Origin of the sequence: Rhizobium oryzicola (assembly GCF_030504645.1) — a bacterium.
GTDB lineage: Bacteria > Pseudomonadota > Alphaproteobacteria > Rhizobiales > Rhizobiaceae > Neorhizobium > Neorhizobium oryzicola.
Window position 1 is genome coordinate 380,868 of record NZ_JAUKWQ010000001.1, and the last position, 23,847, is coordinate 404,714.

Annotated in this window: 28 protein-coding genes; 13 read left to right on the forward strand and 15 right to left on the reverse strand. The window is 59.5% G+C overall.

Features of this window, described 5'->3' with window-relative positions:
- The first annotated feature begins 83 nt into the window (after positions 1-83).
- From Q2T52_RS01845 to trmB, 3 genes are all read left to right on the forward strand, one after another.
- The gene (locus tag Q2T52_RS01845) at positions 84-503 is read left to right on the forward strand and encodes a helix-turn-helix domain-containing protein (RefSeq protein ID WP_302074973.1); all 420 of its coding nucleotides are present in this window, start codon (positions 84-86) and stop codon (positions 501-503) included.
- Positions 504-684: 181 nt separating this feature from the next.
- Positions 685-1,929, forward strand: a complete 1,245-nt coding sequence (gene metK, locus Q2T52_RS01850; RefSeq protein ID WP_302074974.1) for a methionine adenosyltransferase — start codon at positions 685-687, stop codon at positions 1,927-1,929.
- Between the two features lie 10 nt (positions 1,930-1,939).
- A complete protein-coding gene (gene trmB / locus Q2T52_RS01855; RefSeq protein WP_302074975.1) occupies positions 1,940-2,638 on the forward strand; it encodes a tRNA (guanosine(46)-N7)-methyltransferase TrmB in 699 nt (232 codons plus the stop codon).
- Positions 2,639-2,669: 31 nt separating this feature from the next.
- Here trmB and Q2T52_RS01860 read toward each other — a convergent pair whose 3' ends face one another.
- The 4 genes from Q2T52_RS01860 to Q2T52_RS01875 all read right to left on the reverse strand — a co-directional run bounded on the left by Q2T52_RS01860 (position 2,670) and on the right by Q2T52_RS01875 (position 5,708).
- Entirely contained in the window at positions 2,670-2,927 is a 258-nt protein-coding gene (locus Q2T52_RS01860) for a BQ00720 family protein (RefSeq protein ID WP_302074976.1), read from the reverse strand.
- A 44-nt stretch (positions 2,928-2,971) separates the two neighbouring features.
- Complete coding sequence (locus Q2T52_RS01865) at positions 2,972-3,400, reverse strand: Hsp20 family protein (RefSeq protein WP_302074977.1); 429 nt, start codon at positions 3,398-3,400, stop codon at positions 2,972-2,974.
- A gap of 158 nt (positions 3,401-3,558) precedes the next feature.
- Entirely contained in the window at positions 3,559-4,464 is a 906-nt protein-coding gene (locus tag Q2T52_RS01870; protein WP_302074978.1) for a ribokinase, read from the reverse strand.
- Between the two features lie 65 nt (positions 4,465-4,529).
- A complete protein-coding gene (locus tag Q2T52_RS01875; protein ID WP_436799474.1) occupies positions 4,530-5,708 on the reverse strand; it encodes a DNA recombination protein RmuC in 1,179 nt (392 codons plus the stop codon).
- Positions 5,709-5,831: 123 nt separating this feature from the next.
- Between Q2T52_RS01875 and def the strand changes: the two genes are divergently transcribed.
- The 5 genes from def to truA all read left to right on the forward strand — a co-directional run bounded on the left by def (position 5,832) and on the right by truA (position 8,878).
- Positions 5,832-6,347, forward strand: a complete 516-nt coding sequence (def, locus tag Q2T52_RS01880; RefSeq protein WP_302074979.1) for a peptide deformylase — start codon at positions 5,832-5,834, stop codon at positions 6,345-6,347.
- 61 nt (positions 6,348-6,408) lie between these two features.
- Complete coding sequence (locus tag Q2T52_RS01885; protein ID WP_302074980.1) at positions 6,409-6,699, forward strand: FitA-like ribbon-helix-helix domain-containing protein; 291 nt, start codon at positions 6,409-6,411, stop codon at positions 6,697-6,699.
- On the forward strand, positions 6,696-7,118 hold the full coding sequence (locus Q2T52_RS01890) for a PIN domain-containing protein (protein ID WP_302074981.1): 423 nt from the start codon (positions 6,696-6,698) through the stop codon (positions 7,116-7,118). The genes Q2T52_RS01885 and Q2T52_RS01890 overlap by 4 nt, the downstream gene beginning before the upstream one ends.
- 15 nt (positions 7,119-7,133) lie before the next feature.
- Positions 7,134-8,069 (forward strand): methionyl-tRNA formyltransferase, encoded by a 936-nt coding sequence (gene fmt / locus Q2T52_RS01895; RefSeq protein WP_302074982.1) that lies wholly within the window; start codon positions 7,134-7,136, stop codon positions 8,067-8,069.
- Positions 8,069-8,878, forward strand: a complete 810-nt coding sequence (gene truA / locus Q2T52_RS01900; RefSeq protein WP_302074983.1) for a tRNA pseudouridine(38-40) synthase TruA — start codon at positions 8,069-8,071, stop codon at positions 8,876-8,878. Before fmt ends, truA begins: the two co-directional genes overlap by 1 nt.
- On the opposite strand, the gene Q2T52_RS01905 is transcribed toward truA, so the two are convergent.
- From Q2T52_RS01905 to dapD, 4 genes are read right to left on the reverse strand one after another with little or no spacing between them, the layout of a single operon-like run.
- On the reverse strand, positions 8,825-9,421 hold the full coding sequence (locus Q2T52_RS01905; RefSeq protein ID WP_302074984.1) for a hypothetical protein: 597 nt from the start codon (positions 9,419-9,421) through the stop codon (positions 8,825-8,827). The genes truA and Q2T52_RS01905 overlap by 54 nt on opposite strands.
- A 30-nt stretch (positions 9,422-9,451) precedes the next feature.
- Positions 9,452-10,063 carry a hypothetical protein gene (locus tag Q2T52_RS01910; RefSeq protein WP_302074985.1) on the reverse strand — a complete coding sequence of 204 codons (612 nt, stop codon included), beginning with the start codon at positions 10,061-10,063 and terminating at the stop codon, positions 9,452-9,454.
- Positions 10,047-11,243, reverse strand: coding sequence for a succinyl-diaminopimelate desuccinylase (dapE, locus tag Q2T52_RS01915; RefSeq protein WP_302074986.1), 1,197 nt, complete (start codon positions 11,241-11,243; stop codon positions 10,047-10,049). Before dapE ends, Q2T52_RS01910 begins: the two co-directional genes overlap by 17 nt.
- 17 nt (positions 11,244-11,260) lie before the next feature.
- A complete protein-coding gene (dapD, locus tag Q2T52_RS01920; protein WP_302074987.1) occupies positions 11,261-12,130 on the reverse strand; it encodes a 2,3,4,5-tetrahydropyridine-2,6-dicarboxylate N-succinyltransferase in 870 nt (289 codons plus the stop codon).
- 242 nt (positions 12,131-12,372) lie between these two features.
- On the opposite strand from dapD, the gene Q2T52_RS01925 reads away from it, so the two are divergent.
- Entirely contained in the window at positions 12,373-13,245 is an 873-nt protein-coding gene (locus Q2T52_RS01925; protein WP_302074988.1) for an LOG family protein, read from the forward strand.
- A gap of 60 nt (positions 13,246-13,305) precedes the next feature.
- On the opposite strand, the gene Q2T52_RS01930 is transcribed toward Q2T52_RS01925, so the two are convergent.
- From Q2T52_RS01930 to argB, 3 genes are all read right to left on the reverse strand, one after another.
- Positions 13,306-13,923 (reverse strand): EF-hand domain-containing protein, encoded by a 618-nt coding sequence (locus tag Q2T52_RS01930; protein ID WP_302074989.1) that lies wholly within the window; start codon positions 13,921-13,923, stop codon positions 13,306-13,308.
- 113 nt (positions 13,924-14,036) lie between these two features.
- The gene (locus Q2T52_RS01935) at positions 14,037-14,744 is read right to left on the reverse strand and encodes a pyrimidine 5'-nucleotidase (protein WP_302074990.1); all 708 of its coding nucleotides are present in this window, start codon (positions 14,742-14,744) and stop codon (positions 14,037-14,039) included.
- Between the two features lie 108 nt (positions 14,745-14,852).
- Positions 14,853-15,737 carry an acetylglutamate kinase gene (gene argB / locus Q2T52_RS01940; protein ID WP_302074991.1) on the reverse strand — a complete coding sequence of 295 codons (885 nt, stop codon included), beginning with the start codon at positions 15,735-15,737 and terminating at the stop codon, positions 14,853-14,855.
- 135 nt (positions 15,738-15,872) lie between these two features.
- On the opposite strand from argB, the gene Q2T52_RS01945 reads away from it, so the two are divergent.
- From Q2T52_RS01945 to Q2T52_RS01955, 3 genes are all read left to right on the forward strand, one after another.
- Positions 15,873-16,421, forward strand: a complete 549-nt coding sequence (locus tag Q2T52_RS01945) for a sigma-70 family RNA polymerase sigma factor (protein WP_302074992.1) — start codon at positions 15,873-15,875, stop codon at positions 16,419-16,421.
- Positions 16,418-17,161 (forward strand): anti-sigma factor, encoded by a 744-nt coding sequence (locus tag Q2T52_RS01950; RefSeq protein ID WP_302074993.1) that lies wholly within the window; start codon positions 16,418-16,420, stop codon positions 17,159-17,161. The genes Q2T52_RS01945 and Q2T52_RS01950 overlap by 4 nt, the downstream gene beginning before the upstream one ends.
- A 131-nt stretch (positions 17,162-17,292) precedes the next feature.
- The gene (locus Q2T52_RS01955; protein WP_302074994.1) at positions 17,293-17,850 is read left to right on the forward strand and encodes a fasciclin domain-containing protein; all 558 of its coding nucleotides are present in this window, start codon (positions 17,293-17,295) and stop codon (positions 17,848-17,850) included.
- 146 nt (positions 17,851-17,996) lie between these two features.
- On the opposite strand, the gene yihA is transcribed toward Q2T52_RS01955, so the two are convergent.
- The 4 genes from yihA to rpmH form a co-directional block, all read right to left on the reverse strand.
- On the reverse strand, positions 17,997-18,656 hold the full coding sequence (gene yihA, locus Q2T52_RS01960) for a ribosome biogenesis GTP-binding protein YihA/YsxC (RefSeq protein WP_302074995.1): 660 nt from the start codon (positions 18,654-18,656) through the stop codon (positions 17,997-17,999).
- 123 nt (positions 18,657-18,779) lie between these two features.
- Positions 18,780-20,576, reverse strand: a complete 1,797-nt coding sequence (gene yidC / locus Q2T52_RS01965) for a membrane protein insertase YidC (protein WP_302074996.1) — start codon at positions 20,574-20,576, stop codon at positions 18,780-18,782.
- Complete coding sequence (gene rnpA / locus Q2T52_RS01970) at positions 20,576-20,968, reverse strand: ribonuclease P protein component (protein ID WP_302074997.1); 393 nt, start codon at positions 20,966-20,968, stop codon at positions 20,576-20,578. The genes yidC and rnpA overlap by 1 nt, the downstream gene beginning before the upstream one ends.
- Positions 20,969-20,995: 27 nt before the next feature.
- Positions 20,996-21,130 (reverse strand): 50S ribosomal protein L34, encoded by a 135-nt coding sequence (rpmH, locus tag Q2T52_RS01975; protein ID WP_302074998.1) that lies wholly within the window; start codon positions 21,128-21,130, stop codon positions 20,996-20,998.
- Positions 21,131-21,540: 410 nt separating this feature from the next.
- Here rpmH and Q2T52_RS01980 point away from each other — a divergent pair, with 410 nt between their 5' ends.
- Positions 21,541-23,610, forward strand: coding sequence for a HAMP domain-containing methyl-accepting chemotaxis protein (locus Q2T52_RS01980; RefSeq protein ID WP_302074999.1), 2,070 nt, complete (start codon positions 21,541-21,543; stop codon positions 23,608-23,610).
- Positions 23,611-23,847: the final 237 nt, after the last annotated feature.

A 23,847-nucleotide genomic window follows, 5' to 3' on the forward strand; every position in this document is an offset into this window, starting at 1 on the left:
CCTGGAATGCTAAATTAGTAAAGTATAATCGATCAGATGGAACGGGTTATGGGGACTGTACAGCAACTTAGGACGACAAAAACATGATTGAAAACAAGAAGAAGCCGAATCCGATCGACATCCATGTCGGCAGTCGCATTCGTCTTCGCCGCACAATGCTTGGAATGAGCCAGGAAAAGCTTGGCGAGAGCCTGGGAATTACCTTTCAACAAATTCAAAAATACGAGAAGGGTACCAACCGCGTCGGCGCCAGCCGTTTGCAGAATATCTCCAGCATCCTGAACGTTCCCGTATCTTTCTTCTTTGAAGATGCGCCAGGTGAACAATCCTCCGGCCAGCCGGGCATGGCTGAAGCTTCAAGCTCCAATTATGTCGTCGACTTCCTCTCTTCTTCGGAAGGACTTCAGCTCAACCGTGCCTTCGTCAAGATTACAGACCCGAAGGTGCGCCGCAAGCTCGTCGATCTTGTCAAGGCGCTGGCCGCCGAAGCTGATGTCGAGTGATGTGATTGCAAGCAGCATCCCCAAAAGCGGCCCCACGGCCGCTTTTTTCTTGTCTACGATTTTCCCGGCGCGTAAACCTTCTGTTCGTACACATAAAGATATATTTATGTGGTTGTGTCCTTGTTTTCGGACGGTTATCTGACTAGGACATCAGCGGATTGTTCTTGAGGGGATTCCCAGCATGCGCGCCAATTATCTCTTTACCAGCGAATCCGTCGCGGAAGGTCATCCCGACAAGGTTTGCGATCGTATCTCTGATGAGATCGTCGATCTGGTCTATCGCGAAGCCGCGAAGACGGGCGTTGATCCCTGGACGGTGCGCATTGCCTGCGAAACGCTTGCGACCACCAATCGCGTCGTGATTGCTGGCGAAGTTCGTCTGCCGCCGAGCCTGATGAAGCAGGACAAGAACGGACAGGGCGTGATCAACCCCTCGAAGTTCAAGGCAGCCGCTCGCCGTGCCATCAAGGACATCGGTTACGAGCAGGATGGCTTCCATTGGAAGAACGTCAAGATCGACGTGCTCCTGCATTCGCAGTCGGCTGACATCGCTCAGGGCGTCGACAAGGCCGCTGACCATGACAACGCGGAAGGTGCTGGCGACCAGGGCATCATGTTCGGTTATGCCTGCCGCGAAACGCCGGATCTGATGCCGGCACCGATCTATTATTCTCACAAGATCCTGCAGCTGCTCTCCACCGCCCGCAAGAAAGGCGAGGGCGATGTGGCCAAGCTCGGCCCCGATGCCAAGAGCCAGGTGACGGTCCGTTACGTCGACGGCAAGCCTTCGGAGGCGGTCTCCATCGTTCTCTCGACCCAGCATCTCGACGAAAGCTGGGATTCGAAGAAGGTTCGTGAGGTCGTTGAGCCCTATATCCGTGAAGCGCTGGGTGACCTGAAGATCGCTTCCGACTGCAAGTGGTATATCAACCCCACGGGCAAGTTCGTGATTGGCGGCCCCGATGGCGATGCGGGCCTGACCGGCCGCAAGATTATCGTTGACACCTATGGCGGTGCAGCCCCCCATGGCGGCGGTGCATTCTCCGGCAAGGACACGACCAAGGTCGACCGTTCGGCTGCCTATGCCGCTCGCTATCTCGCGAAGAACGTGGTTGCTGCCGGTCTCGCCGATCGGTGCACGATCCAGATTTCCTATGCCATCGGCATTGCCCAGCCGCTGTCCATCTATGTGGACCTGCATGGCACCGGTATTGGCGGCGTGACCGAGGACCAGGTGGAAGCCGCCATCCGCAAGGTCATGGATCTGTCGCCGACCGGCATTCGCCGTCATCTCGACCTCAACAAGCCGATCTATGCCAAGACCTCGTCCTACGGCCATTTTGGCCGCAAGTCCGGCCGTGACGGTTCCTTCTCCTGGGAGAAGCTGGACCTCGTCAAGCCGCTCAAGGAAGCATTGAAGGGCTGAGGAAAGCATGATGGAAAACGAGCGCCGGTCGCGCGCCACCGAGGCGTTCTTCGGCCGGCGCAAGGGAAAGCCTCTTCGGGAACGTCAGGCCGACATGATCGCGACGTTCCTGCCGGAGCTGAAGCTTGACCTTTCCACGGACGCGCCGGCAGATCTGTCGGCGCTGTTTCCAGTTGATGTGCAGCGGATTCGTCTGGAGATTGGCTTCGGCGGTGGCGAGCATCTGGTGCATCGCGCACAGGAAACACCGTCGACCGGCTTCATCGGCGTCGAGCCCTTCGTCAATTCCATGGCGAAACTGCTGGCCAAGGTGGATGAGCTTGGTCTGAAGAATGTCCGCGTCTATGACGACGATGCGACGCAGCTATTGGACTGGCTTCCGGAAGCGTCGATTGACCAGATAGATCTGCTCTATCCGGACCCATGGCCGAAGAAGAAGCACTGGAAGCGCCGCTTTGTCTCAGACGTTAATCTCGACCGTTTCCATCGTGTGCTGAAGCCGGGCGGGGTGTTCTGCTTTGCTTCCGACATCGACACCTATGTCAACTGGACGTTGACGCATTGCCGTGATCACGGAGGCTTCGTCTGGCTCGCAGAAGAGCCTGCGGACTGGCTGGAGCCTTACGCCAACTGGCCGAGCACACGCTATGAAGCCAAAGCTCGCCGCGAAGGTCGTTCCTCCGCCTATCTCACATTCCGCAAGGCTTGAGGCTCGACGCCGTCAAGCCCGATAGGGACCGTCAGTGAATGCTGACGGTCTTCAGGTCGTCTTCTGCTGCCTTGAAAAAGGTGCTGGATCGGTTGTCGGTCAGCAGGATCGGCGTGCCGTCTGCACCAAACAATGCCCAGAGATCCAGGCTTGGATCAATATCAGGCGCTTCCGGGAAGCAGCGTGACACGTCCTCGGAGCGCATCTTACGGATATAGCCGATTTCGCCTGATCCAAGATGGGCTAGTTCGGATTCGGTCAGGCGGGTGGTCGCGTTCTTCAGGAGCATAGATGCCTCCATCTCAAGCTAGTCGGGCATGACTGCCACTCCACCTAGTCTGAGACGGAAATATTAATTTTTCGCACCATACGCTCCGGCTCGGGCCGAATGAGGTCGACGGAAAGCAAGCCGTTACGAAGACTTGCGCCGGCAACCTGCATTCCGTCGGCCAGCACGAACATGCGCTGGAACTGCCGCGCAGCAATGCCACGGTAGAGGTACTCCCGCTCGCCGTGTTCGATCTGACGGCCACGGATCACCAACTGGTTCTCCTCGACACTCACATCCAGCTCGTCTTCGGAAAAACCTGCAACGGCGAGCGTGATTCGCAACCTTTCCGGTGCGCCAGCGGCATCTGCGCGCAGTCGCTCGATATTGTAAGGCGGATAGCCATCATTCGCCTTGGCGAGGCGTTCAAGCGTTTTTTCCATCGCATCGAACCCAAGCAACAGTGGGCTCGCAAATGGTGTGATTCGGCTCATGTCTCAGTCCTTGAAAGCAAGCGACCTTCATCGCACCCCAAAGGCATGCGATGTCATGGCGAATATATGGGAAGTCTGTTTCACCGGCGCAAGTTCCAATCGCTTGCTTGCGCCGGTCACTCCTCATGCAAATTGCCTGTCGTGGCAACGGCGGCAAATCAGCCGTTGATGGCAGCTGCAACCTCAGACCCCAGCGGAATGGCGGGCTGAGCGCCAGGCTTCAGGCAGGCGAGCGACCCCGCAATTGCTGCGCGGTGAACTGCGGCCGGGAAAGGCATGCCCTCGTCCAGAGTCGCGGCCAGATAGCCACAAAAGGTGTCGCCGGCGCCGACCGTATCGACCGGTTCGATCTTGAGGCCCGCCATATGGTAAAGATGCCCCTGGTGAATGGCGGCGGCACCCTTGGCGCCCAGCGTTACGACAAGGGTCTGGCCGGTTGTCGCATGCACTTCATGGATTGCAGCAATCCGTTGTTCGTCATCCAGCGGGCCGCGACCGACCAAGAGGTCGAATTCGGTTTCATTCGACACGATGATGGTTGCCAGCTTGGCCAGCCGGGCCGTTTCCTGTGTGAACGGGGCGGTATTGAAAATTGTCGTGACGGCTCGTTCACCGGCTGCGACCAACGCAGCCTCCACAGCTTCCGCGGGGATTTCCATCTGCAGCATCAGGATGTCGTCTTCCTGGAGTGCCGAAACGGCAGTTTGGGCATCCTCGGCGGTGATCGTGCCGTTCGCACCCGGCACCACAGCGATCATGTTCTCGCCATCGCCGCCGACGAGGATGAGCGCGGTGCCGGTCGGGCCGTCCACCTTCTTGACCGGTCTAAGATCCACATGTGCCGCACCGAGCAAGGCGAGCGCCGGTTCGGCAAAGGCATCCCGTCCTACGGCTCCTGCCATCTTCACACGCGCTCCCGCACGCGCTGCCGCGAGCGCCTGGTTTGCGCCTTTGCCACCTGCTGCCGTGGAGAAGGTATCACCCGGCACGGTTTCGCCGGGTTGCGGAAGGCGTGCCGTGGTGGCGATGAGGTCCATATTGATGGAGCCGAAAACGGTAATCATGACGTTTGAATCCTGATTGAGTTTTGACCCCATGGGTCAATCGGCGGGGACACTGCCCGACAGACTTATTCCTCGTCAACCACCCTGAGCTTGAGAAGCCCGGTGCGGCTCTCCACGGCGCGCTCCTGCGGCGCAGGGTCGGGTGCCTGCGGACCGGCTTCCAGCTCCAGCGAGGCAATCTTCGCACCGCGGCGGTTGAGCTTGTCGGAAGAGATTAGCACCTGCTCCACATCCTTCTGCGCCATCAGGAAGTGGCTCTGCAGTTTTCGCACCCGCTCGTCCAGTCGTCCCAGATCCTCCATCAGCACGGCGACCTCGCCCTGGATCAGATGCGCCTGTTCGCGCATGCGCTGATCCCGCAGGATTGCCTGGATGACCTGGATGGAAAGCATCAGCAGCGACGGAGATACGATCACCACCCGGGCGCGCTGGGCCTTCTGCACCACGCTTTCGAAATGCTCGTGGATCTCGGCGAAGATCGATTCCGACGGCACGAAGAGAAAGGCCGTTTCCTGCGTCTCGCCCGATATCAGGTACTTTTCCGAGATGTCGCGGATATGCACATCCAGATCGCGGCGGAACTGCTGACCGGCGAGCTTGCGATCTTCCGTCTGCGTTGCCTCGCGAAAGCTGTTCCAGGCCTCCAGCGGAAACTTGGCATCGATAACCAGCGGCGGCGCATTATTGGGCATGAAGATCAGGCAGTCTGGCCGCGTGCCATTCGGCAGCACCGCCTGGAATGCATAGGCACCTTTCGGCAGCGCATCCGCAACAATCGCTTCCATGCGGCCCTGTCCGAAGGCGCCGCGCGTCTGCTTGTTCGAAAGAATAGCCTGCAGGCCGACCACATCCTTCGCCAGCGACTGGATGTTGTTCTGCGCCGAATCGATCACCGCAAGCCGTTCCTGCAGGTTGCGCAGGTTCTCATGCGTCGATTTTGTCTGTTCGGCGAGCGTCGCTCCGATCTTGTGCGACATCCCGTCCAGACGCTGGTTGACCGCCCGGTTCAGCTCCGATTGCCGCGCCGCCAAGGCTTCTGCCATGGCAGACAATCTACCCTGCATTTCAGTCTGGGCGTGCAGGAGTTGTTCCATCCGCTCCTCGGCCATGGCGTTGGAGCGCGCGGTCATCAGCCGTACGATCACAAACAGGATCACGACCGCAACAATGCCTGCGAGCAACCCGCCGGGTCCATCCAGGAGTGAGAGAAGTGACGCGACAGATGACGAAGTTTGATTGCCCATGCGGGTGAGGCTAGAGGATTTTCACGAGAAGGGGAAGATCAAAACAAGAACAAATCTTGTTTCTCGAGCCTATGAGCGTGTGGAACCTGTTTTCTCCAATAAAAAACTGGGTTATGGGAGGCCATGACCATCAAGCCGCTGATTACTCTTCCCGACCCGATCCTCCGCCAGGTTTCGAAGCCGATCGAACAGGTGGACGCCGACGTATTGAAACTCGCCGACGACATGCTGGAGACGATGTATGACGCTCCCGGCATTGGTCTTGCTGCTATCCAGATCGGCGTTCCGCGCCGGCTGCTGGTGGTGGATGTCGCCCGTGAAGGCGAGGAAAAGGCACCGATCGTCGTGATCAATCCCGAGATCGTCCGCTCGTCGGATGAGCGATCCGTCTATGAGGAAGGCTGCCTGTCCATTCCGGAATATTATGCCGAGGTGGAGCGTCCCGCGACAATCATCGTCAAGCATATCGGGCGCGACGGCAAGGAAAACCTGCTGGAGGCGGATGGGCTTCTTGCCACCTGCCTGCAGCACGAGATCGATCACCTCAACGGCGTGCTTTTCATCGATCACATCTCGCGCCTGAAGCGGGACATGGTGATCAAGAAATTCACCAAGGCCGCCAAGGGCAAGGCGGTCTGATCGGCTTGAAGCCGCATCCCGCACATCCTATGATATCGGCGATATCAAGGAGGATATGCCCATGGGTGACCTGCTGATCAAGAATATTTCCGATGCTCTGCGACAAAGCCTTGCAGAACGTGCCGATCAGGCTGGAACCAGTCTGTCAGAGGAAGCGGCGGCGATTCTCGGCGATGCGCTCTTGCATCCGGTTTTAAAGAGCGATGCGAGCCCTCTGTCTTCCCTTGAGGCTTTGCGCGAGATTATGATGCCCCAAAGCGAGGAAGAAGCCGCAGTCTATTCCGAGATCATGAACGAGATAGAGGCCAAACGGAAATCGGATTTCGGTCGCCCCGTCAAAGATTTCGAATGATCCTTCTCGATACCAACATTGTCTCCGAATTTGCCAAGGTGCGGATGGATGATGCTGTCGCCAAATGGAGGCGCGCCAATTCTGCGGTAGGCTTCTATCTCTGCGATATCGTGGTCATGGAACTATCTTATGGAGCCGAGCGCTTCTTTCTGAAGACTGGTTCCCGCAGATATCTTGAAAACCTTGCATCCACTCTGGTTCTTTTCGAGGGCAGGATTCTTTGCCTGCGGCAAACGGATGCTCTTATGGCAGGTGAACTTTGCGGCCGGCGCGATGCACTAGGTCGTCCAATGAGTGTTCAGGACGCCATGATTGCTGCGATTTGCTTGGGCAATGATGCGACGCTTGCCACGCGCAACACAAAAGACTTTGAGGGGCTTGATCTTGCGCTCGTAAACCCGTTTGAAGGCGTCGAGTAACTCAGGATCGGACGCATGGCACTTCGCATCATCTTCATGGGCACGCCGGATTTTTCCGTGCCGACGCTTCGGGCGCTGAAGGAGGCGGGCCACGAGATCGTGGCGGTCTACACGCAGCCGCCGCGTCCCGGTGGGCGCCGTGGACTTGATCTGCAGAAGTCTCCCGTGCATCAGGCGGCGGAGCTGTTGGGCTTGCCGGTATTGACGCCGCTCAACTTCAAGCAGGAGGAAGACCGCCAGACCTTCGCCGATTTCAAGGCGGATGTGGCAGTCGTCGTTGCCTATGGTCTGCTGCTGCCGGTGCCTGTGCTCGAAGGCACGCGGCTTGGCTGCTACAATGGCCATGCCTCGCTTCTGCCGCGCTGGCGCGGTGCTGCCCCGATCCAGCGCGCCATCATGGCGGGAGATGCCAAGACCGGCATGATGGTGATGAAGATGGAAAAGGGGCTGGACACCGGTCCTGTTGCGTTGACGGCTGAAGTCGAGATCTCGCCCAATATCACCGCCGGCGAACTGCATGACAAGCTGATGCTGGTTGGCGCGCGCGCCATGGTCGAAGCCATGTCCAAGCTGGAGGCGGATGACCTGCCGCTGACGCCGCAGCCGGAAAAGGGCGTGGTCTACGCCGCCAAGATCGACAAGGGCGAAACACGCATCGATTTCGGTCGTCCGGCCATCGAAGTGCACAATCACATTCGCGGGCTTTCCCCCTTTCCGGGCGCCTGGTTCGAGCTCGAGATCAATGGCAAGCCGGAGCGCGTAAAGGTGCTGGCGAGCGAATTGGCCGAGGGCAATGGCGAGGCTGGCACTGTTCTCGATGATGCCTTGGCGATTGCCTGCAGCGAGGGTGCGGTGCGGCTGACGCGGATACAGAGGGCAGGCGGCAAGCCGCTGGCTGCCACGGAATTCTTGCGCGGCACACCTATTTCTAAAGGTACGAAAGTCGGCTGATGCCCCGTTTCAAGATGACCGTCGAATATGATGGCACCCCCTATGTCGGCTGGCAGCGGCAGGAAAACGGTCATTCCGTGCAGGCCGCACTCGAAGGCGGCATCCTATCGCTGACGGGCGAGAAGGTTTCCATTCGTGGCGCGGGCCGAACCGATTCCGGCGTGCATGCGCTGGGGCAGGTTATACATGCGGATCTCAGCCGCGACTGGGCGCCCTATAAGCTTCGCAATGCGCTGAATGCGCATCTGATGCTGGCGGGGGAGAAAGTGTCGGTGCTGGATGTAGAGGCCGTGGCTTCCGGTTTCGATGCCCGCTTCACCGCAATCCGCCGTCATTATCTCTACCGCATCATATCCCGCCGCTCGCCGCTCGCGATCGAGGCCAAGCGCGCCTGGTGGGTGGCCAAGGATCTCGACCACGAAGCCATGCATGCGGCGGCACAGATGCTGGTCGGGCACCATGATTTCACGACGTTTCGCTCCGCCCATTGCCAGGCGAAGAGCCCTGTGCGTACGCTGGACCGGCTGGATGTAACCCGTCAGGCGGAATTCATCGAAATCCGCGCTTCCGCCCAGAGCTTCCTGCACAATCAAATCCGTTCCTTTGCCGGCACGTTGAAGCTCGCAGGCGAGGGCAAGATGACGCCTGACGATGTGCGGCATGCGCTGGAAGCAAGGGACCGCGCAGCCTGTGGCCCGGTCGCGCCCCCGGAGGGGCTCTACTTCATGCAGGTCGATTATCGAGAGGGCTATGCCTCAATTGAGCGAGACACCCAGGAACCGCTCCAGGAAGTCGGAGAGGACGAATGAGGGAATGATCAGCGCCAGTGTCATGGCTGCAACCGTCAGCGGTTGCGGACCGATGATCAGCCGGAAGATCCGCGACAGCGCCACGACCATGGCGATGATGGCAATGAGCCAGACCAATGCCACGAAGCCGCTCATGCGGTGCGAGACCATCAGCAGGATGCTGAGCACGCCGTAGAGATAGGAGAAGGGCACATTGATCCAGTTTGCGGTGAAGACGACCGCCGGGAACACCCGTCCCAGCCCCATAAGCCAGCAGAGCGCTCCGGCGAGGATCAGCGGTATCAGCCAGGTCGCCACTTCCAGCATGCCCATGCGGAAGAAGAAGATGGGGCCGGGTGCCTGGCCGATCGGCATGGCCTGCATCATGGCCATGCGCACCCAGAACCATGAAATCAGGATGGTCGGCAGGCACCAGAGAATGGCCCAGAAAGAGCGCATCAGGCCCCGATCGGAGAAGTCGACAAAGTCGAGCCCCTTGCGGTCACCCTTGACCAGCAGCCAGAGGCCAAGGAGGTAAAGCTTCATTTCGATGAAGGAAGGCAAGAGGCATGCTCCGGGAAGGGATTGTCACCCCTAGGGAATAGTCAGTCCGAGCGAAGTTTCAAGGGCGCCGGCGATCCAGAACGTCGTGAGGGTTGCAAGCAGAAGAAAGGTGAGGCGTTTCCACCACGCGCCACCCACGACGGTGTGGAGAATGCGCCAGACGAGATAGATGGTTCCCGAAAAGACAGCGGCGATCAAAAGCAGGCGCGAAATCCAGATCAGCGTGAGATCCCCGTCCAGGAGCGATAGCAACGGATAGAGAAGTCCGTGGCTGATGTAGACGAAGGGAATGGCTGCCCAGTTCATCATGACGATCAGCACGCGCAGCAGCGGACGATAACCGATCGGCCAGCCGAATCCGGCAATGCAGACGAGCGCTAATCCCCAGATCAGAACTTCCGCAAACAGCGCCTGCAAAAGGAACCACAGATGCGACCGGCCCGGATCAACGATGACCTGCAGATAGGCAATTCGCATCTGGATGGCATAGAGCAGAAGGCCCGGCAGGCAGATCAGCATCGCCTGGAAGGAGCGGAGGACGCCTTGGTCCGAAATATCGAAGGCGGAAAGGCCGCGCCCGTCACCTCTCACCAGCAGCCAGAGGCCGCTGAGGTGGTGGCGGATCTCAGCGAGCGGCTGCATCCGCAAACCAGCGTTCGATAAACAGCAGGTAGATTTCCGTCAGCGCTTCGAGATCGGCCACGGCAACGCGCTCATCCACCATATGCATGGTCTGGCCCACCAGCCCAAATTCCACCACGGGGCAGTAGTCCTTGATGAAGCGGGCGTCCGATGTACCGCCGGTGGTGGAAAGGGCGGGCACGCGGCCGGTCTTGGCCTCGATGGCGGATGACAGGGACGATATCAGCGCATCGTCGCGGGTGAGAAACACATGGCTTGGACGTTCCGACCACTTGATCTCGTAGCGTATCGGTGCACGGCCGGGACGCAGCGTTTCATCGGCCGCTGCGGCATCCAGGCGCCGGATCAGTTCCGCCTGCAGGCTGTCGGCGCTCCAGGTGTCGTTGAAGCGCACGTTGAAGGCAAAGCTCGCCTTGGCGGCAATCACATTGGTGGCCGCATTGCCGGTATCGATGGAGGTGACCTCCAGATTGGTCGGCGGGAATTCTGCCGTGCCGGCATCGAGTGGCGGGTGCATCAGAGCTTGCGCCATCACCGCGACGCTGCGCAGCGGATTGTCGGCCAGATGTGGATAGGCCACATGGCCCTGCACGCCATGCACGGTCACAAAGCCGGAGACGGAACCGCGGCGGCCGATCTTGATCATGTCGCCCAGCGCATTCGGGTTGGTGGGCTCGCCCACCAGGCAGGCATCCCAGCGCTCGCCCTTGGCGGCAGCCCATTCCAGAAGCTTCACGGTGCCGTTTATGGCGGGACCTTCCTCATCACCGGTGATGAGGAAGGAGACCGAACCCTTCGGCTTGCCGTGCTTTTGGATGTAGCGGGCAATCGCCGCCGCGAAGCAGGCAATGCCGCCCTTCATGTCGACCGCGCCGCGACCGAACATCACGCCGTCCTCGATGGCGGCGCTGAAGGGCGGATGCGTCCAGGCCGCTTCGTCACCCACAGGCACTACGTCTGTATGCCCCGCAAACATCAGATGCGGGCCCTCTGCCCCAAGACGGGCATAGAGGTTTTCGATATCGGGCGTTCCCGCTTCCGTCGCGGTCACGCGCTCCACGGCAAAACCCAGCGGCGACAACAGTGCCTCAAGCGCGGTCAGTGCCCCGCCTTCCGCCGGGGTGACGGAGGGGCAGCGGATGAGCGCCTGGAGGTTCGAAACGGGATCGATGCAGGACATGTGTATCGGGCTTTCGCTCAGTCGCGCAGCAGTTCGTTGATGCCGGTCTTGGAGCGGGTCTGTTCATCGACGCGCTTGACGATGACGGCGCAGTAGAGATGCGGTGCCGGCAAGCCATTGCCCATGGTGGTCTTGGCAGATGGCATGGAGCCGGCGACGACGACGGAGTAGGGCGGCACTTCGCCATACATGACTTCGCCGGTGGCGCGGTCAACGATCTTGGTGGACTTGCCGATATAGACGCCCATGCCGAGCACGGAGCCTTCGCGAATGATGCAGCCTTCGACCACTTCCGAGCGGGCGCCGATGAAGCAGTTGTCTTCGATGATCGTGGGACCCGCCTGCAGCGGCTCCAGAACGCCGCCAATGCCGACGCCGCCGGAGAGGTGAACATTGGCACCGATCTGTGCGCAGGAGCCGACGGTCGCCCAAGTATCGACCATGGTGTTTTCGCCCACATAGGCGCCAAGGTTGACGAAGGACGGCATCAGCACGACGCCCTTGGAAACATAGGCCGAGTGGCGAACGACAGCGTTCGGTACGGCACGGAAGCCCGCTGCACGGAACTGGTTCTCACCCCAGCCCTCGAACTTGGAGGGAACCTTATCCCACCAGGTGGAAGCGCCAGGACCACCCTTCACCACTTCCATATCGTTCAGACGGAAGGAAAGCAGCACGGCCTTCTTCAGCCACTGGTGAACGGTCCATGCGCCATCCTCGCCACGCGTTGCGACACGCAGAGAGCCGCTGTCGAGCAGGTTCAGCGCCTCGTCCACGGCGTCGCGGATCTCGCCCTTGGTGGAGATGTTGACGCTGTCACGTTCGTCGAAAGCCTTTTCGATGATGGCTTCGAGGGAAGAGAAATCCTTGCTCGCGGGGGTGGTCATGGGAAATCCTTGGCTGTCACATGGATCGTGATGAGGTAAAGGCGGTCTACCGGCTGGCAAAATCGTGGCTTTTGCTCTATGCGACGACCAGTCAAGCGTCAATGTGATTTGGCGTCTTCCCGACTATTTGGCGGCGATCACGATGCCGCGAAACATACGAATTTGTTCCACGTATTTCCTCTCCGTAAAGCCCGGCCGGGTTATGGAGATGGATCGGTATTTTCGATAGCGAAGGATGGACCATGGCTGGAAAGCGCGATGATCTGAGACGCAAGAGCGGCGTGTGGGATCCCTTGAAGGACAGTTCCGTCGACAAGCTTCGCGCTCGCGCCATTCCGAAGACGCCGCAGACGGATTCCCCCTCTTATCGCCTCGCTTATGCGGATGACGACTTCCTGTGCCGGGATGAGTTGCGCCCGGTGCGCCTGCAGCTGGAACTGCTGAAGCCCGAGATGATCCTGACCGAAAAGGGCATCAAGTCCACGGTGGTGCTGTTCGGCGGCGCGCGCATTCCCGCACCCGGTGTGGAGCCCTGGGCGGCCCGCAACGATGTGCAGCGCGAGAACCTGAAGCAGGCATCCATCTATTATGAGGAAGCGCAGAAGTTCGCGCGCCTCTGTGCTCGCCATTCGGCTCTGCACAACCATCATGAATTCGTGGTGGTCACCGGCGGTGGCCCGGGCGTGATGGAGGCCGGCAATCGTGGTGCGGCGGAAGAGGGCGCGCCGACGGTCGGGCTCAACATCCTGCTGCCGCATGAGCAGGCGCCGAACCAGTATGTGACGCCGGAGCTCAGCTTCAACTTCCACTACTTCGCCATCCGCAAGATGCACTTTCTGATGCGCGCGCGCGCGATTGCCGTCTTCCCGGGCGGCTTCGGCACGCTGGACGAGATGTTCGAGGCGCTGACGCTGATCCAGACGCGCCGCATGGAGCGCATCCCCTTCATCCTGTTCGCCGAGGAATTCTGGCGCAAGATCATCGATTTCAACGCGCTGGCGGATTTCGGCACGATCGCGCCCGAGGACATGGAACTGATCAACTTCGCGGAAACCGCCGAAGAAGCCTGGCAAGTGATCTCCGACTTCTACGACATGGAAAAAGCTCACTCCTGAGGCGGCAGGAGCGAGCTTTTCATGGACCCTTCGATAGGCGGTCGAAGGGGCGGGTAACGACTAGAACGGGCCGTTCGGCAGGTCGTCGATGCTGATCACGCCGTCCTTGTTGCGGTCCATCCGCGTGAACAGCTTGTCGACGGCAGCGCTGGCTTCCGCCTTGCTGATCTGGCCGTTTTCATCGGTATCGATCATGCGGAAGATGCGATTACCCATCAATCCGGGGCCTTTATGGCCAGGGCCCATGCGGTCTGGACCCATGCCATTGCGAGGGCCATGCGGGCCTTTGTGATCGGGGCCCTTTCCGTCAGGACCTTTACCATCCGGCCCGGGCGGCGGCGCATCGGCGCGGGCCTCCTTCATCTTGCTGCGCCATTCTTCCATCTTGGTCTTCTGGTAGGCGCGCAATTCGCCAGGCGTGATCGAGCCATCCTTGTTGGCATCAATCTGCGAGAAGAGGTTCTCTTCCCAGGCAACCAGTTCATCCTTGGTGATCTTGCCGTCCTTGTTGGCATCGGCATTCTTCAGGAGATAGATGAACATGCGGTCCATCATCATGGCGCGCTCCGGGCCGGGGCGCGGGCCGTGACGATCAGGTGCGGCATAGCTTGCAGGTGCAGCAGCGCCCATCAAAAGCGTCGCGCCAAGAGCGGCCAGTGCGAACTTCTTGCCATTCATGAATGGTGTTTCCTCTTTGTGTTGAACACAGGGACAACTTAGGTCTCTGTGACAAGGAGGACCACTTAAACATCCGTAAGGCAGGATGAAACTTTGGTAAGTTTGGGCGATCGTCAGCCTTTCAGCGGCTGCAGGAAAGCGGTGAGATCATCGGTGATGTAGTCGATATGGGCGTCCTCATCCGTGGCCTTTTCCCATCGTTCGATCACCACGTCACCGAGATTGCGGGGCACGATCAGCACGGTTTTCATGCCGAGCGCCTTTGGCGCCACCAGATTGCGCGGCAGATCCTCGAACATCGCCGCATGCGCCGTATTGATGCCCTTGAGGCTGACGAACTTGTCGTAGGTTTCGCCCGCTGGCTTCGGCAGGTAATCGGCGGCGACGATGTCGAAGATGTCTTCGAAATGATCGAGAATGCCAAGCGCGCGGGCTGCCTTTTCCGCATGCGCCACGGTGCCGTTGGTCAAAATGAACTTGCGCCCGGGCAGCGCCTTGATGGCATCGCCCAGCTCCGGGTGCGGAAGAAGCGCCGCGTAATCGATGGCATGCGCCTTTTCCAGGAAGGCATTGGGATCGACGCCGTTATGGACCATCAGGCCACGCAGCGTGGTGCCATGCTCATGGTAGTAGCGCTTTTGCAGCGCGCGGGCCTCGTCCGGCTCCATCTGCAAGAGATCAGCCACGAAGGCGGTCATGTTCTTGTCGATCTGCGCGAACAGGTTCACGTGATGCGGATAGAGCGTGTTGTCGAGATCGAAGACCCATTCATGGACATGGGCGAATTCGTCGGCGGGCGCGGATGAGATGAGCTGTGGCATGAGTGGTTTATGCACGTGTTGCGCGGCAAAGGGAAGGCATGCCGCAGGAGATGCCCAAAAATGAAAATGCCCGCCGGTGAGCGGGCATTTTGAAAGGCTGTCTGGCGATCAGGGAACGATCAGCGTGCCCGCACCTTCTGCGAAGATTTCCAGCAGAACCGAATGGGCGACCTTGCCGTTGAGGATGACCACGCCCTGGACGCCGGCCTTGATCGCCTCGATGCACGTCTCGACCTTGGGGATCATGCCGCCGGAGATCGTTCCGTCCTTGATGAGAGCCTCTGCCTGGGCGACGGAGAGTTCCTTGATCAGGTTCTTGTTCTTGTCGAGAACGCCGGGAACGTCCGTCAGGAACAGCAGGCGGTCGGCCCGCAGCGCGCCGGCAATGGCACCCGCAAACGTGTCGGCATTGATGTTGTAGGTCGCGCCGTCGCGGCCGGGCGCCACCGGTGCAATGACCGGGATCATTTCCGACTTTGCCAGCAGGTCGAGAAGCGTGCGGTCGACTTCGACGATCTCGCCGACGAAGCCGAGGTCCAGCACGCGCTCGATGTTCGAATCCGGGTCGATGACCGTCTTCTTCGCCTTCTCGGCGAAGACCATGTTGCCATCCTTGCCGCACAGGCCGATCGCCCATTCGCCGGTCTGGTTGATGAGTGCCACGATCTCCTTGTTGATGGAGCCAGCAAGAACCATTTCGACGATCTCAACGGTCTTCGCATCGGTGACGCGAAGGCCGCCTTCGAACTTTGATTCGATGCCCATTCGCGTCAGCATCGCAGCAATCTGCGGGCCGCCGCCATGGACCACGATCGGGTTGATGCCGGACTGCTTCAGAAGGGCGATGTCTTCAGCGAATGCCTTACCGAGATCGGAGTCGCCCATGGCATGGCCGCCATACTTCACGACGATCGTCTTGTTCTCGTATTTCTGCATATAGGGCAAAGCCTGCGTCAGCAGACGGGCTTGCATTTCGCTTTCGGATGGAGACATCGATTAAACCTCTGAAGCTGGGTGCGGCCTTGTAACCCATGTTTTTGACGGTGAAAATAATCCAGCGGCAAGAAAACAGCGTAACCCGTTCAGGCAAAAGCATGACAACGCCGCATGATGCGCGTCAGGAGGAGCATGACCGCCGCCCACGAGGAATTCTCCGCCCTGATCTCGAAAGTGGCGCTTCGCGATCGTGCCGCCTTCAACAGGCTATATTCTCTGGCTGCACCGAAACTTTTCGGCATCTGCCTTCGTATCTTGAAGGACAGAACCGATGCGGAGGATGCCTTGCAGGAGGTCTTCATCAAGGTTTGGCATGGGGCGGAGCGGTTTTCCGCAAGCCATACCAGCGCTTACCCCTGGCTGTGCGCCGTGGCGCGCAACCATTCCATCGATCTCTTGCGTTCGCGCAAACCGGTGACTGAGGTTTTGGGTGATGATGGCCATGACATCGCCGATGCGACACTCGGTCCCGAAGAGGCCAGTCTTTTGCAAAGCGAGGGCCGGCGCATTGACAGGTGCATGCAGGAATTGGATTCTGAGCGTGCGCTGGCAGTGAAAAAAGCTTATGTGGAAGGCCTGAGCTATCAGGAACTGGCGGAGCATCATGGCGTCCCGCTGAATACGATGCGAACCTGGTTGCGGCGTAGTCTTTTGAAATTGAGAGAGTGCATGGATCGATGACGACCCCCGGTCAAAGCGAAGGCGATCGCGCCCGAGACGAAGTGCTTGCTGGCGAATATGTGCTGGGCGTTCTGTCGGCGCCCAAGCGCGTCGAGGTGGAAGAGCGTATTCGCCGCGATCGCCAGTTCGCGCTGATCGTGCGCCGCTGGGAGCAGAACCTGTCCTCGCTCAACGAGGAATATGAAATCGTCGCGCCGCCCAGCCTCGTGCTGCCCCTGATCGAGGCGCGCCTGTTTGGTGAGGCGCAATCGCGAACATCCCGTCCGCTGGCGCAGCAACTCTGGACGTCTCTGGCCCTCTGGCGCGGCGTGGCGCTCGCCTCGATCTTTCTGCTCGGCGGCACGCTTTTCTTTACCTCACAGCAGCAGGAGGCAAGGCCCGTCGCTGGTGGTCCTTCCCTTGTCGCGGATCTTTCGCCGCAGCCGGGCATCGGTACGGCTGCCATGACGCTGGCCGCCCGCTATGACCGTACCAGCGGCCGCCTGAGCCTGACGCCCGTTGCAGCCGGTGCCGCCGACCAGCATTCTCTGGAGCTCTGGATGATCAAGGGCAATGATCCCGCGGTATCCCTGGGCATTCTTCCCGCTGATGGGCAAGGCTCCGTCACGATACCGGACAAGGTCCGTCCGCAACTTTCGGAAGGCGTGACCCTTGCTGTGAGCCTCGAGCCGTATGGCGGTTCGCCGACCGGCTCCGCCACCGGGCCAATCCTCGCCGTCGGTCGCACCCGCGCGCGTTAAAAAAATCAGAAAAAAATAGCGACAAGCTGAAACTCTTTTCCTCAAGCTTCCGTCTCTTCTGATGTTCCCATGACGAGGAACGACGGTTCGGGTCTCACCGCCGTCCATTGAAGACAATAGAGGAGAAGCCCATGTTCAAGATCGCTATGCGCACAGTTGCCGTAGTCGCCGTTCTGGCTGCTGGAGGAGTTGCAGCTCAGGCCGCCAATCCGAAGGTCGGCGGCGCTGCCATGTACGAAAACAAGAACATCGTTGAAAATGCTGTCAACTCCAAGGATCACACGACGCTGGTCGCTGCAGTGAAGGCTGCCGGTCTCGTCGACACCCTCTCGGGCAAGGGCCCGTTCACCGTCTTCGCCCCCACCAATGAAGCCTTCGAAAAGCTGCCGAAGGGCACGGTCGAAACGCTTCTGAAGCCGGAAAACAAGGACAAGCTCACCAAGATCCTGACTTGCCATGTCGTGGCAGCCGATGCCATGTCCACCGCCATTGCGAAGATGATCAAGGATGACGGCGGCACCCATGATGTGAAGACGGTAGGCGGCTGCATCCTGAAGGCCAAGCAGTCCATGGGCCACATTACCCTGACCGACGAAAACGGCGGTGTTGCCAAGGTGACGATTGCAGACGTCAAGCAGTCGAACGGCGTGATCCACGTCATCGACCACGTTCTGCTGCCGAAGAGCTAATCCGGCCTTGCGGGTATTACGTAGATCTTAAGGCACAGCAGGCCGTTGTTTCGTGTCCCCGGCAACGGCCTGCTCGACGGGCGCAGCCATCGCGCATCGTCAGCCGGCCTGGCGGCATCCGCTGCGTCCCCACACGAAGAAGACCGTCAGGCCGGTTTTCCCACCGTCGTTGCGATAGCGTAACGCAGGGCGTCGAGCCCTTCAGCCTTCTCCGACGATGTGGCCAGAATTTCCGGATAGGCAGCCGGACGCTTCTTGATCTTATCCGCCGTTTCGGCAAGCAGCTTCGGAACAGCGGGCGCCTTGATCTTGTCCGTCTTGGTCAGCACGATCTGATAGGAAACAGCTGCCTTGTCGAGCAGGCTCAGGACCTCCTCGTCATTCTTCTTGATGCCGTGGCGGCTGTCGATCAGCACGTAGACGCGCCGGAGCGTCGCACGTCCGCGCAGGTAATCGAAGACGAGCTTGGTCCAGGCATCCACCTGTTCCTTGGGCGCCTGTGCGTAGCCGTAACCCGGCATGTCAACGATCGCCATGGGCGGCAAGTCATCACCTTCGCCGGAATAACCATCAGGGACGAAGTAGTTCAGTTCCTGCGTGCGGCCGGGCGTATTCGAGGTGCGTGCGAGTCCCTTCTGTCCGACCAAAGCATTGATCAGCGAGGACTTGCCCACGTTCGAGCGACCGGCAAAGGCCACTTCCAACGGGCCTTCCGGCGGCAGAAACTTCATGGACGGCACGCCGCGGATGAAGATCCAGGGATTGCCGAAGAGGGAGCGGTCCCCCGTCTTGTCTGCTGTCGTCATGATCTGGCTCATTCTCTCGCTTGCGGCGTCACGGACGCTGCTGACGGTTCCGGTTCTGTCTCTTGATGTGCCGGATAACCGACAAAATGAAAACCCCGGTCGGAGCCGGGGTTTCGCGAATTGCTATTTTGTGGCGGCCGGTTTTCGCTTGAACAACGCTTTTATGTTGTCGATCAGTTCGATCTTGGCGCCGTGGCGCTTCATGATCAGCGCCTGCTGCGTGACCGACAGCGTGTTGTTCCAGGCCCAGTAGATGACGAGACCGGCCGGGAAGGACGACAGCATGAAGGTGAAGACCAGCGGCATCCAGGTGAAGATCATGGCCTGGGTCGGGTCCGGCGGTGTCGGGTTCATGCGCATCTGCAGGAACATGGTGATGCCCATCAGGATCGGCCATACACCGATCATCAGCGCATGCGGCACGTCGTAGGGCAGAAGACCGAACAGGTTGAACAGCGAGGTCGGATCGGGGGCGGAAAGGTCCTGGATCCAGCCAAAGAACGGCGCGTGGCGCATCTCGATGGTCACGTAGATGACCTTGTAGAGCGAGAAGAAGATCGGGATCTGCAGGACCACAGGCCAGCAGCCGGCGATCGGGTTGATCTTCTCTTCCTTGTAGAGCTGCATCATGGCCTGCTGCATGCCCATGCGGTCGTCGCCGAACTTGGCCTTCAGCTCTTCCATCTTCGGCTGCACACGCTTCATGGCGGCCATCGAAGCATACTGGCGGCTTGCCAGCGGGAAGAACAGGGCTTTCACCACGATGGTAGTGCACAGGATCGCGACGCCGAAATTGCCGAAGTAGCGGAAGAAGAAATCCATCAGCTTAAACATCGGCTTGGTGATGAAGTAGAACCATCCCCAGTCGATCAAGAGGTCGAAGCGCGGGATCGAGTAGCTCTGCTCGTAGCCATCGACCAGCGGTACGACCTTGGCGCCTGCGAAGATCAGGTTCTTCAACTCCGTCGCCTGGCCGGGCTGGATCGAAACCGCGTCCGATTTATAGTCCGCCTGATAGCGCGGTTGGCCATCGGCGAAATGCGAGAAGCGGGACTCATAAGGCACGCTCTGCGGCGGAACCACAGCAGCGGCCCAATACTTGTCGGTGATGCCGAGCCAGCCGCCTGTTGCCTTGGCATTGGTGGTGGCAGCCTTTTCAACGTCCTTATAGGTCGGTTCCGTCAGGCTGCCATCCTTGCCAATGACGCCGACAAAGCCTTCGTGAATGACGTAGACCGATGGCGTGACAGGCTTGTTGTAGCGCGTCACGCGGCCATAGGTCGCCAAGCTGATCGGCTCACCGGTGGCATTCTGGATCTTGTCGCTGACGGTGAGCATGAAGTGCTCATCCACCGAGATGGTGCGGGAGAACACCACGCCCTTGTCGTTGGTGAACGTCAGCGTGACCGGCGTTTGCGTTGTCAGCTTGTCGCCGCTGGCCAAGGTCCACACGGTCGAAGGTCCGGGAACGGAGCCGATATTGTCGCCGGCGATATAGCCGATTTCTGTGAAATAGCCGTCCTTCGTGTCGGAGGGCGAGAAGAGCGTGATCATCGGGCTCTTCGGATCAACCGTCTCGCGATATTCGCGAAGGCTGAGATCATCGAAGCGGGCGCCGGTCAGGTTGATCGAGCCGGTGAGGGCAGGCGTATCGATGGCGACACGTTGCGTTTTGGCGATGGCCTGCTCGCGCGTCACGGTGGCCTGGGCCTGGTTGGCGCCGGGCAAGTTCCCGGAAACGGTTCCGCCGTTGCTCTGCGCAGCGGTCGTTGTCGTCTGGGTCTGGGCCTGCTGCGCGCGCCGTGCGGCATCCGCACGCTGCTGCGCTTCCATCCTGGGATTCATGTAGAGGAATTGCCAGGCAAGAACGATCACTACTGAGAGCGCGATCGCGATGAAGTAATTGCGATTCTTTTCCATCATGCTTTCCTGGGACGGGTCTCCTCGGACCGCTTCTGTTTCGGCCGGCTCTCCAGGCGCTCGCAAAGCGCCGCTGTCAAGTTCCCGAAGGAAGCTGTCAGCACCTCTCGACGGGCGACGATGACATAGTCATGGCCGTCTTTCATTGCAAACTGGCCCGATTGCCTCACGGCCTCACGCAGCCTGCGTTTCATGCGATTGCGTTCGACCGCCTTGCCCTGTTTCTTGGTGACGGTAAAACCCACCCGGGCCGGAGCATCGGGCTCCTTGCGGTCGAGAACTTCGAGAAGAAAAAGGCGACCCTTGCGCTTTTCACCTTCTCTAACAGCAAGAAACTGCGGCCGGCTTTTCAGCCGCCCGACAGTCTTGTTCGAGACGATTTCTTTCGTCATTGCCCGTAGTTCCCGGGCTTGTCGGCCTTAGGCCGACAGGCGCTTGCGGCCGCGTGCACGACGAGCTGCGAGAACCTTGCGGCCGCCGGCGGTTGCCATGCGGGCGCGGAAGCCGTGACGGCGCTTGCGAACAAGCTTCGACGGTTGATACGTACGCTTCATTTTTTTAATACCGCGGTGTGCGGCCCTTCTTCGATTTGCTTTGTCTTTTGAACAAGCAAGAGCGTTGCTGAAAAACGTAACGGCACAAATCTACGCTGACGCGCAGACCTTGGAGCCGGACGTGCGCGGCTTATAAGAGGACTCCTGCGCAAAAGTCAATTGACGAGCCCGCGATCGCCGACCAATTCGGCCGATTGCTTGTTCGTGTGTCCATTTGTTGTGGTACTTGCGGTTTGTCAGATCCGCGAATCAAAACCCCTAAGTAATCAGGGGTACCCTCACAGTTTGCCGAGGCATTCTTCTAATTTATCATTCAAACTTTATTTAATCTTCTTCGTCCTAATGAACCCGGTGGAATGCCAGACTGTGGGGACATGTTTGTCGGCATTCGCGGATGAAAAGGATGAAGCATGAAAATCTCAGGAAAGATCAACCTGCTGGTCGGGTTGATGAGCGTCGTGGCGCTGATCATCGGCGGCCTCTCGCTCTTTGCAATTTCCGTCTACAATGATCGCATGAACACATACGAGGCTGTGTCGGATCGCGCCTACAAGGGAGAAGTGCTGAATCGCCTTGTTACCGCTGTCGTGATGGATGCGCGCGGTATCTATGCCGCCAAGGATGCCAAGGAAACAGCTCCCTTCGGAGACGGCGTCGCGAAAAGCATTGCCCAGATGGAAAAGCTTTTGGCGGAGTGGCAGCCGAAAGTGCCGGCCAGCCAGCGCGCAGCTTTTGAAAGCCTCGTCAAGAAATCTCAGGAATTCAAGACATTCCGCCTTGAGACCGTGCGGCTTGGCAAGGAGCAGGGCCCGGCCGCTGCCAATCAGCAGGGTAACAACGAACTGAACCGGGCCAATCGCAAGAATTTTCAGGCCGATATCGATGCTGTCGTTGCGCAGGACAAGGCGGAACTTGCGCGGCTCGACGCCGAGATGGACAGCTTCGGCACTCTTCTCTTCAACATCATCGCCGCAATCACCGTTGTTGGCGCTAGCATCGGTGCAGTTGTCGGCATCGTCTTCTCGCGCCGCTCGCTGAGCCGTCCCATCCTTCAGCTGACGAGCGCGATGAAGCAGCTCGCTGCCGGGGATTTTACGACGGAGGTTCCTTCTGTCGGTCGTTCTGACGAAGTCGGTGACATGGCAGCCGCCGTCGAGGTGTTCAAGCGCAATGGTCTTGAAGTCCAGCGTAATGGAGTAGCCGAATCGAGCCGCCGCGCCCGCAGCGAAGAATTCCAGTCGGCCATGGCGGTCGTCGTTTCCTCGGCTGCCGAGGGTGACTTCACCCGCCGCATTAACCGCACCTTCGGTGATGAGAACATCGACCGTTTCGCGCGCAATGTCGATCAGTTGCTCGAATCCGTGGATAGCGGCCTCTCTGAAACCGGGCATGTGCTGAAGAAGCTCGCCGAAGGTGATTTGACGGCTGCGATGTCGGGCAATTTCCGGGGTGCCTTTGCGGATCTGCAAACGAATGTGAACGGCGCGATCCAGAACCTTCGTCAGACGCTCGCAGATGTTCGTGGTGCCACGGGCACCATCACGATGAATTCGAACGAACTGCGTGCTGCAGCCGACGACCTTTCCAGGCGTACCGAGCAGCAGGCCGCGGCCCTTGAGGAGACCTCTGCGGCGCTCGACGAAATTACCTCCGTCGTAAAGTCTTCCACCCAGCGCGCCCAGGAGGCAAGCGTCATGGTTGGCGAGGCCACGACCAGTGCCGCCCAGTCCGCCAATGTCGTCCGCGATGCAGTTGACGCTATGGGGCGCATCGAACAGGCCTCGCGCGAGATCAGCCAGATCATCAACGTCATTGATGAGATTGCCTTTCAGACCAACCTTTTGGCGCTGAATGCCGGCGTGGAAGCAGCCCGTGCCGGTGAGGCAGGAAAGGGCTTTGCCGTCGTGGCACAGGAAGTGCGCGAACTGGCGCAGCGTTCCGCCAATGCCGCAAAAGACATCAAGACGCTGATCACCAAATCCGGTGATGAGGTGGCGGGCGGCGTACAGCTCGTTCAGAAAACGGGCGAGGCGCTGACGGAAATCGAGACGCGTGTGCTGGCCATCAACGACCATATCCAGTCGATTGCCACCGCCTCGCGCGAACAGGCAACCGGCCTGCAGGAAGTCAACACGGCCATCAATCAGATGGACCAGGTGACGCAGAAAAATGCGGCCATGGTGGAAGAGACCTCCGCTGCCACAGCAAAGCTCTCCCAGGAAGCCGATGGTCTTCTCTCGCTCGTCTCCCACTTCAATGTGGGCGCTTCGGTCGCAACGGCGGGTCAAAGCTATACGTCGCAGCAGCCTGCCAAGGCGTCGGTAAGCCGTCCGGCAGTGCCGGCCCGCGTGGTCGCTGCCTCCTCTGGCAATTCCGCTCCCAGGCCGTCTCCTGCGCGTCGCTTGATGAATAATCTTGCGCGTGCCGTCTCCGCGCCTGCGGCCGCAGCCCCGAGCGGCGAGAACTGGGAAGAGTTCTGAGAAACCCCGTCGCCTTTTATGGCCCCTTAACCGACTGACCTTTGATGGCGCCCGAGGACTGGAAAAAGTCCTCGGGCGTCTTTATGATAAGGATCAGGATTCCGCCACGCGGATCAGACCTCCTTTGCCGGTACGCGTGCCGCGTCAGGGGCGCAGTTGTGGGGTGAGGATCTTGTGTGTTGGCATGCCCGTGTCGCCCGTTGGCGACAATTGGCGGTTATGCCCTGGAACGGAGAT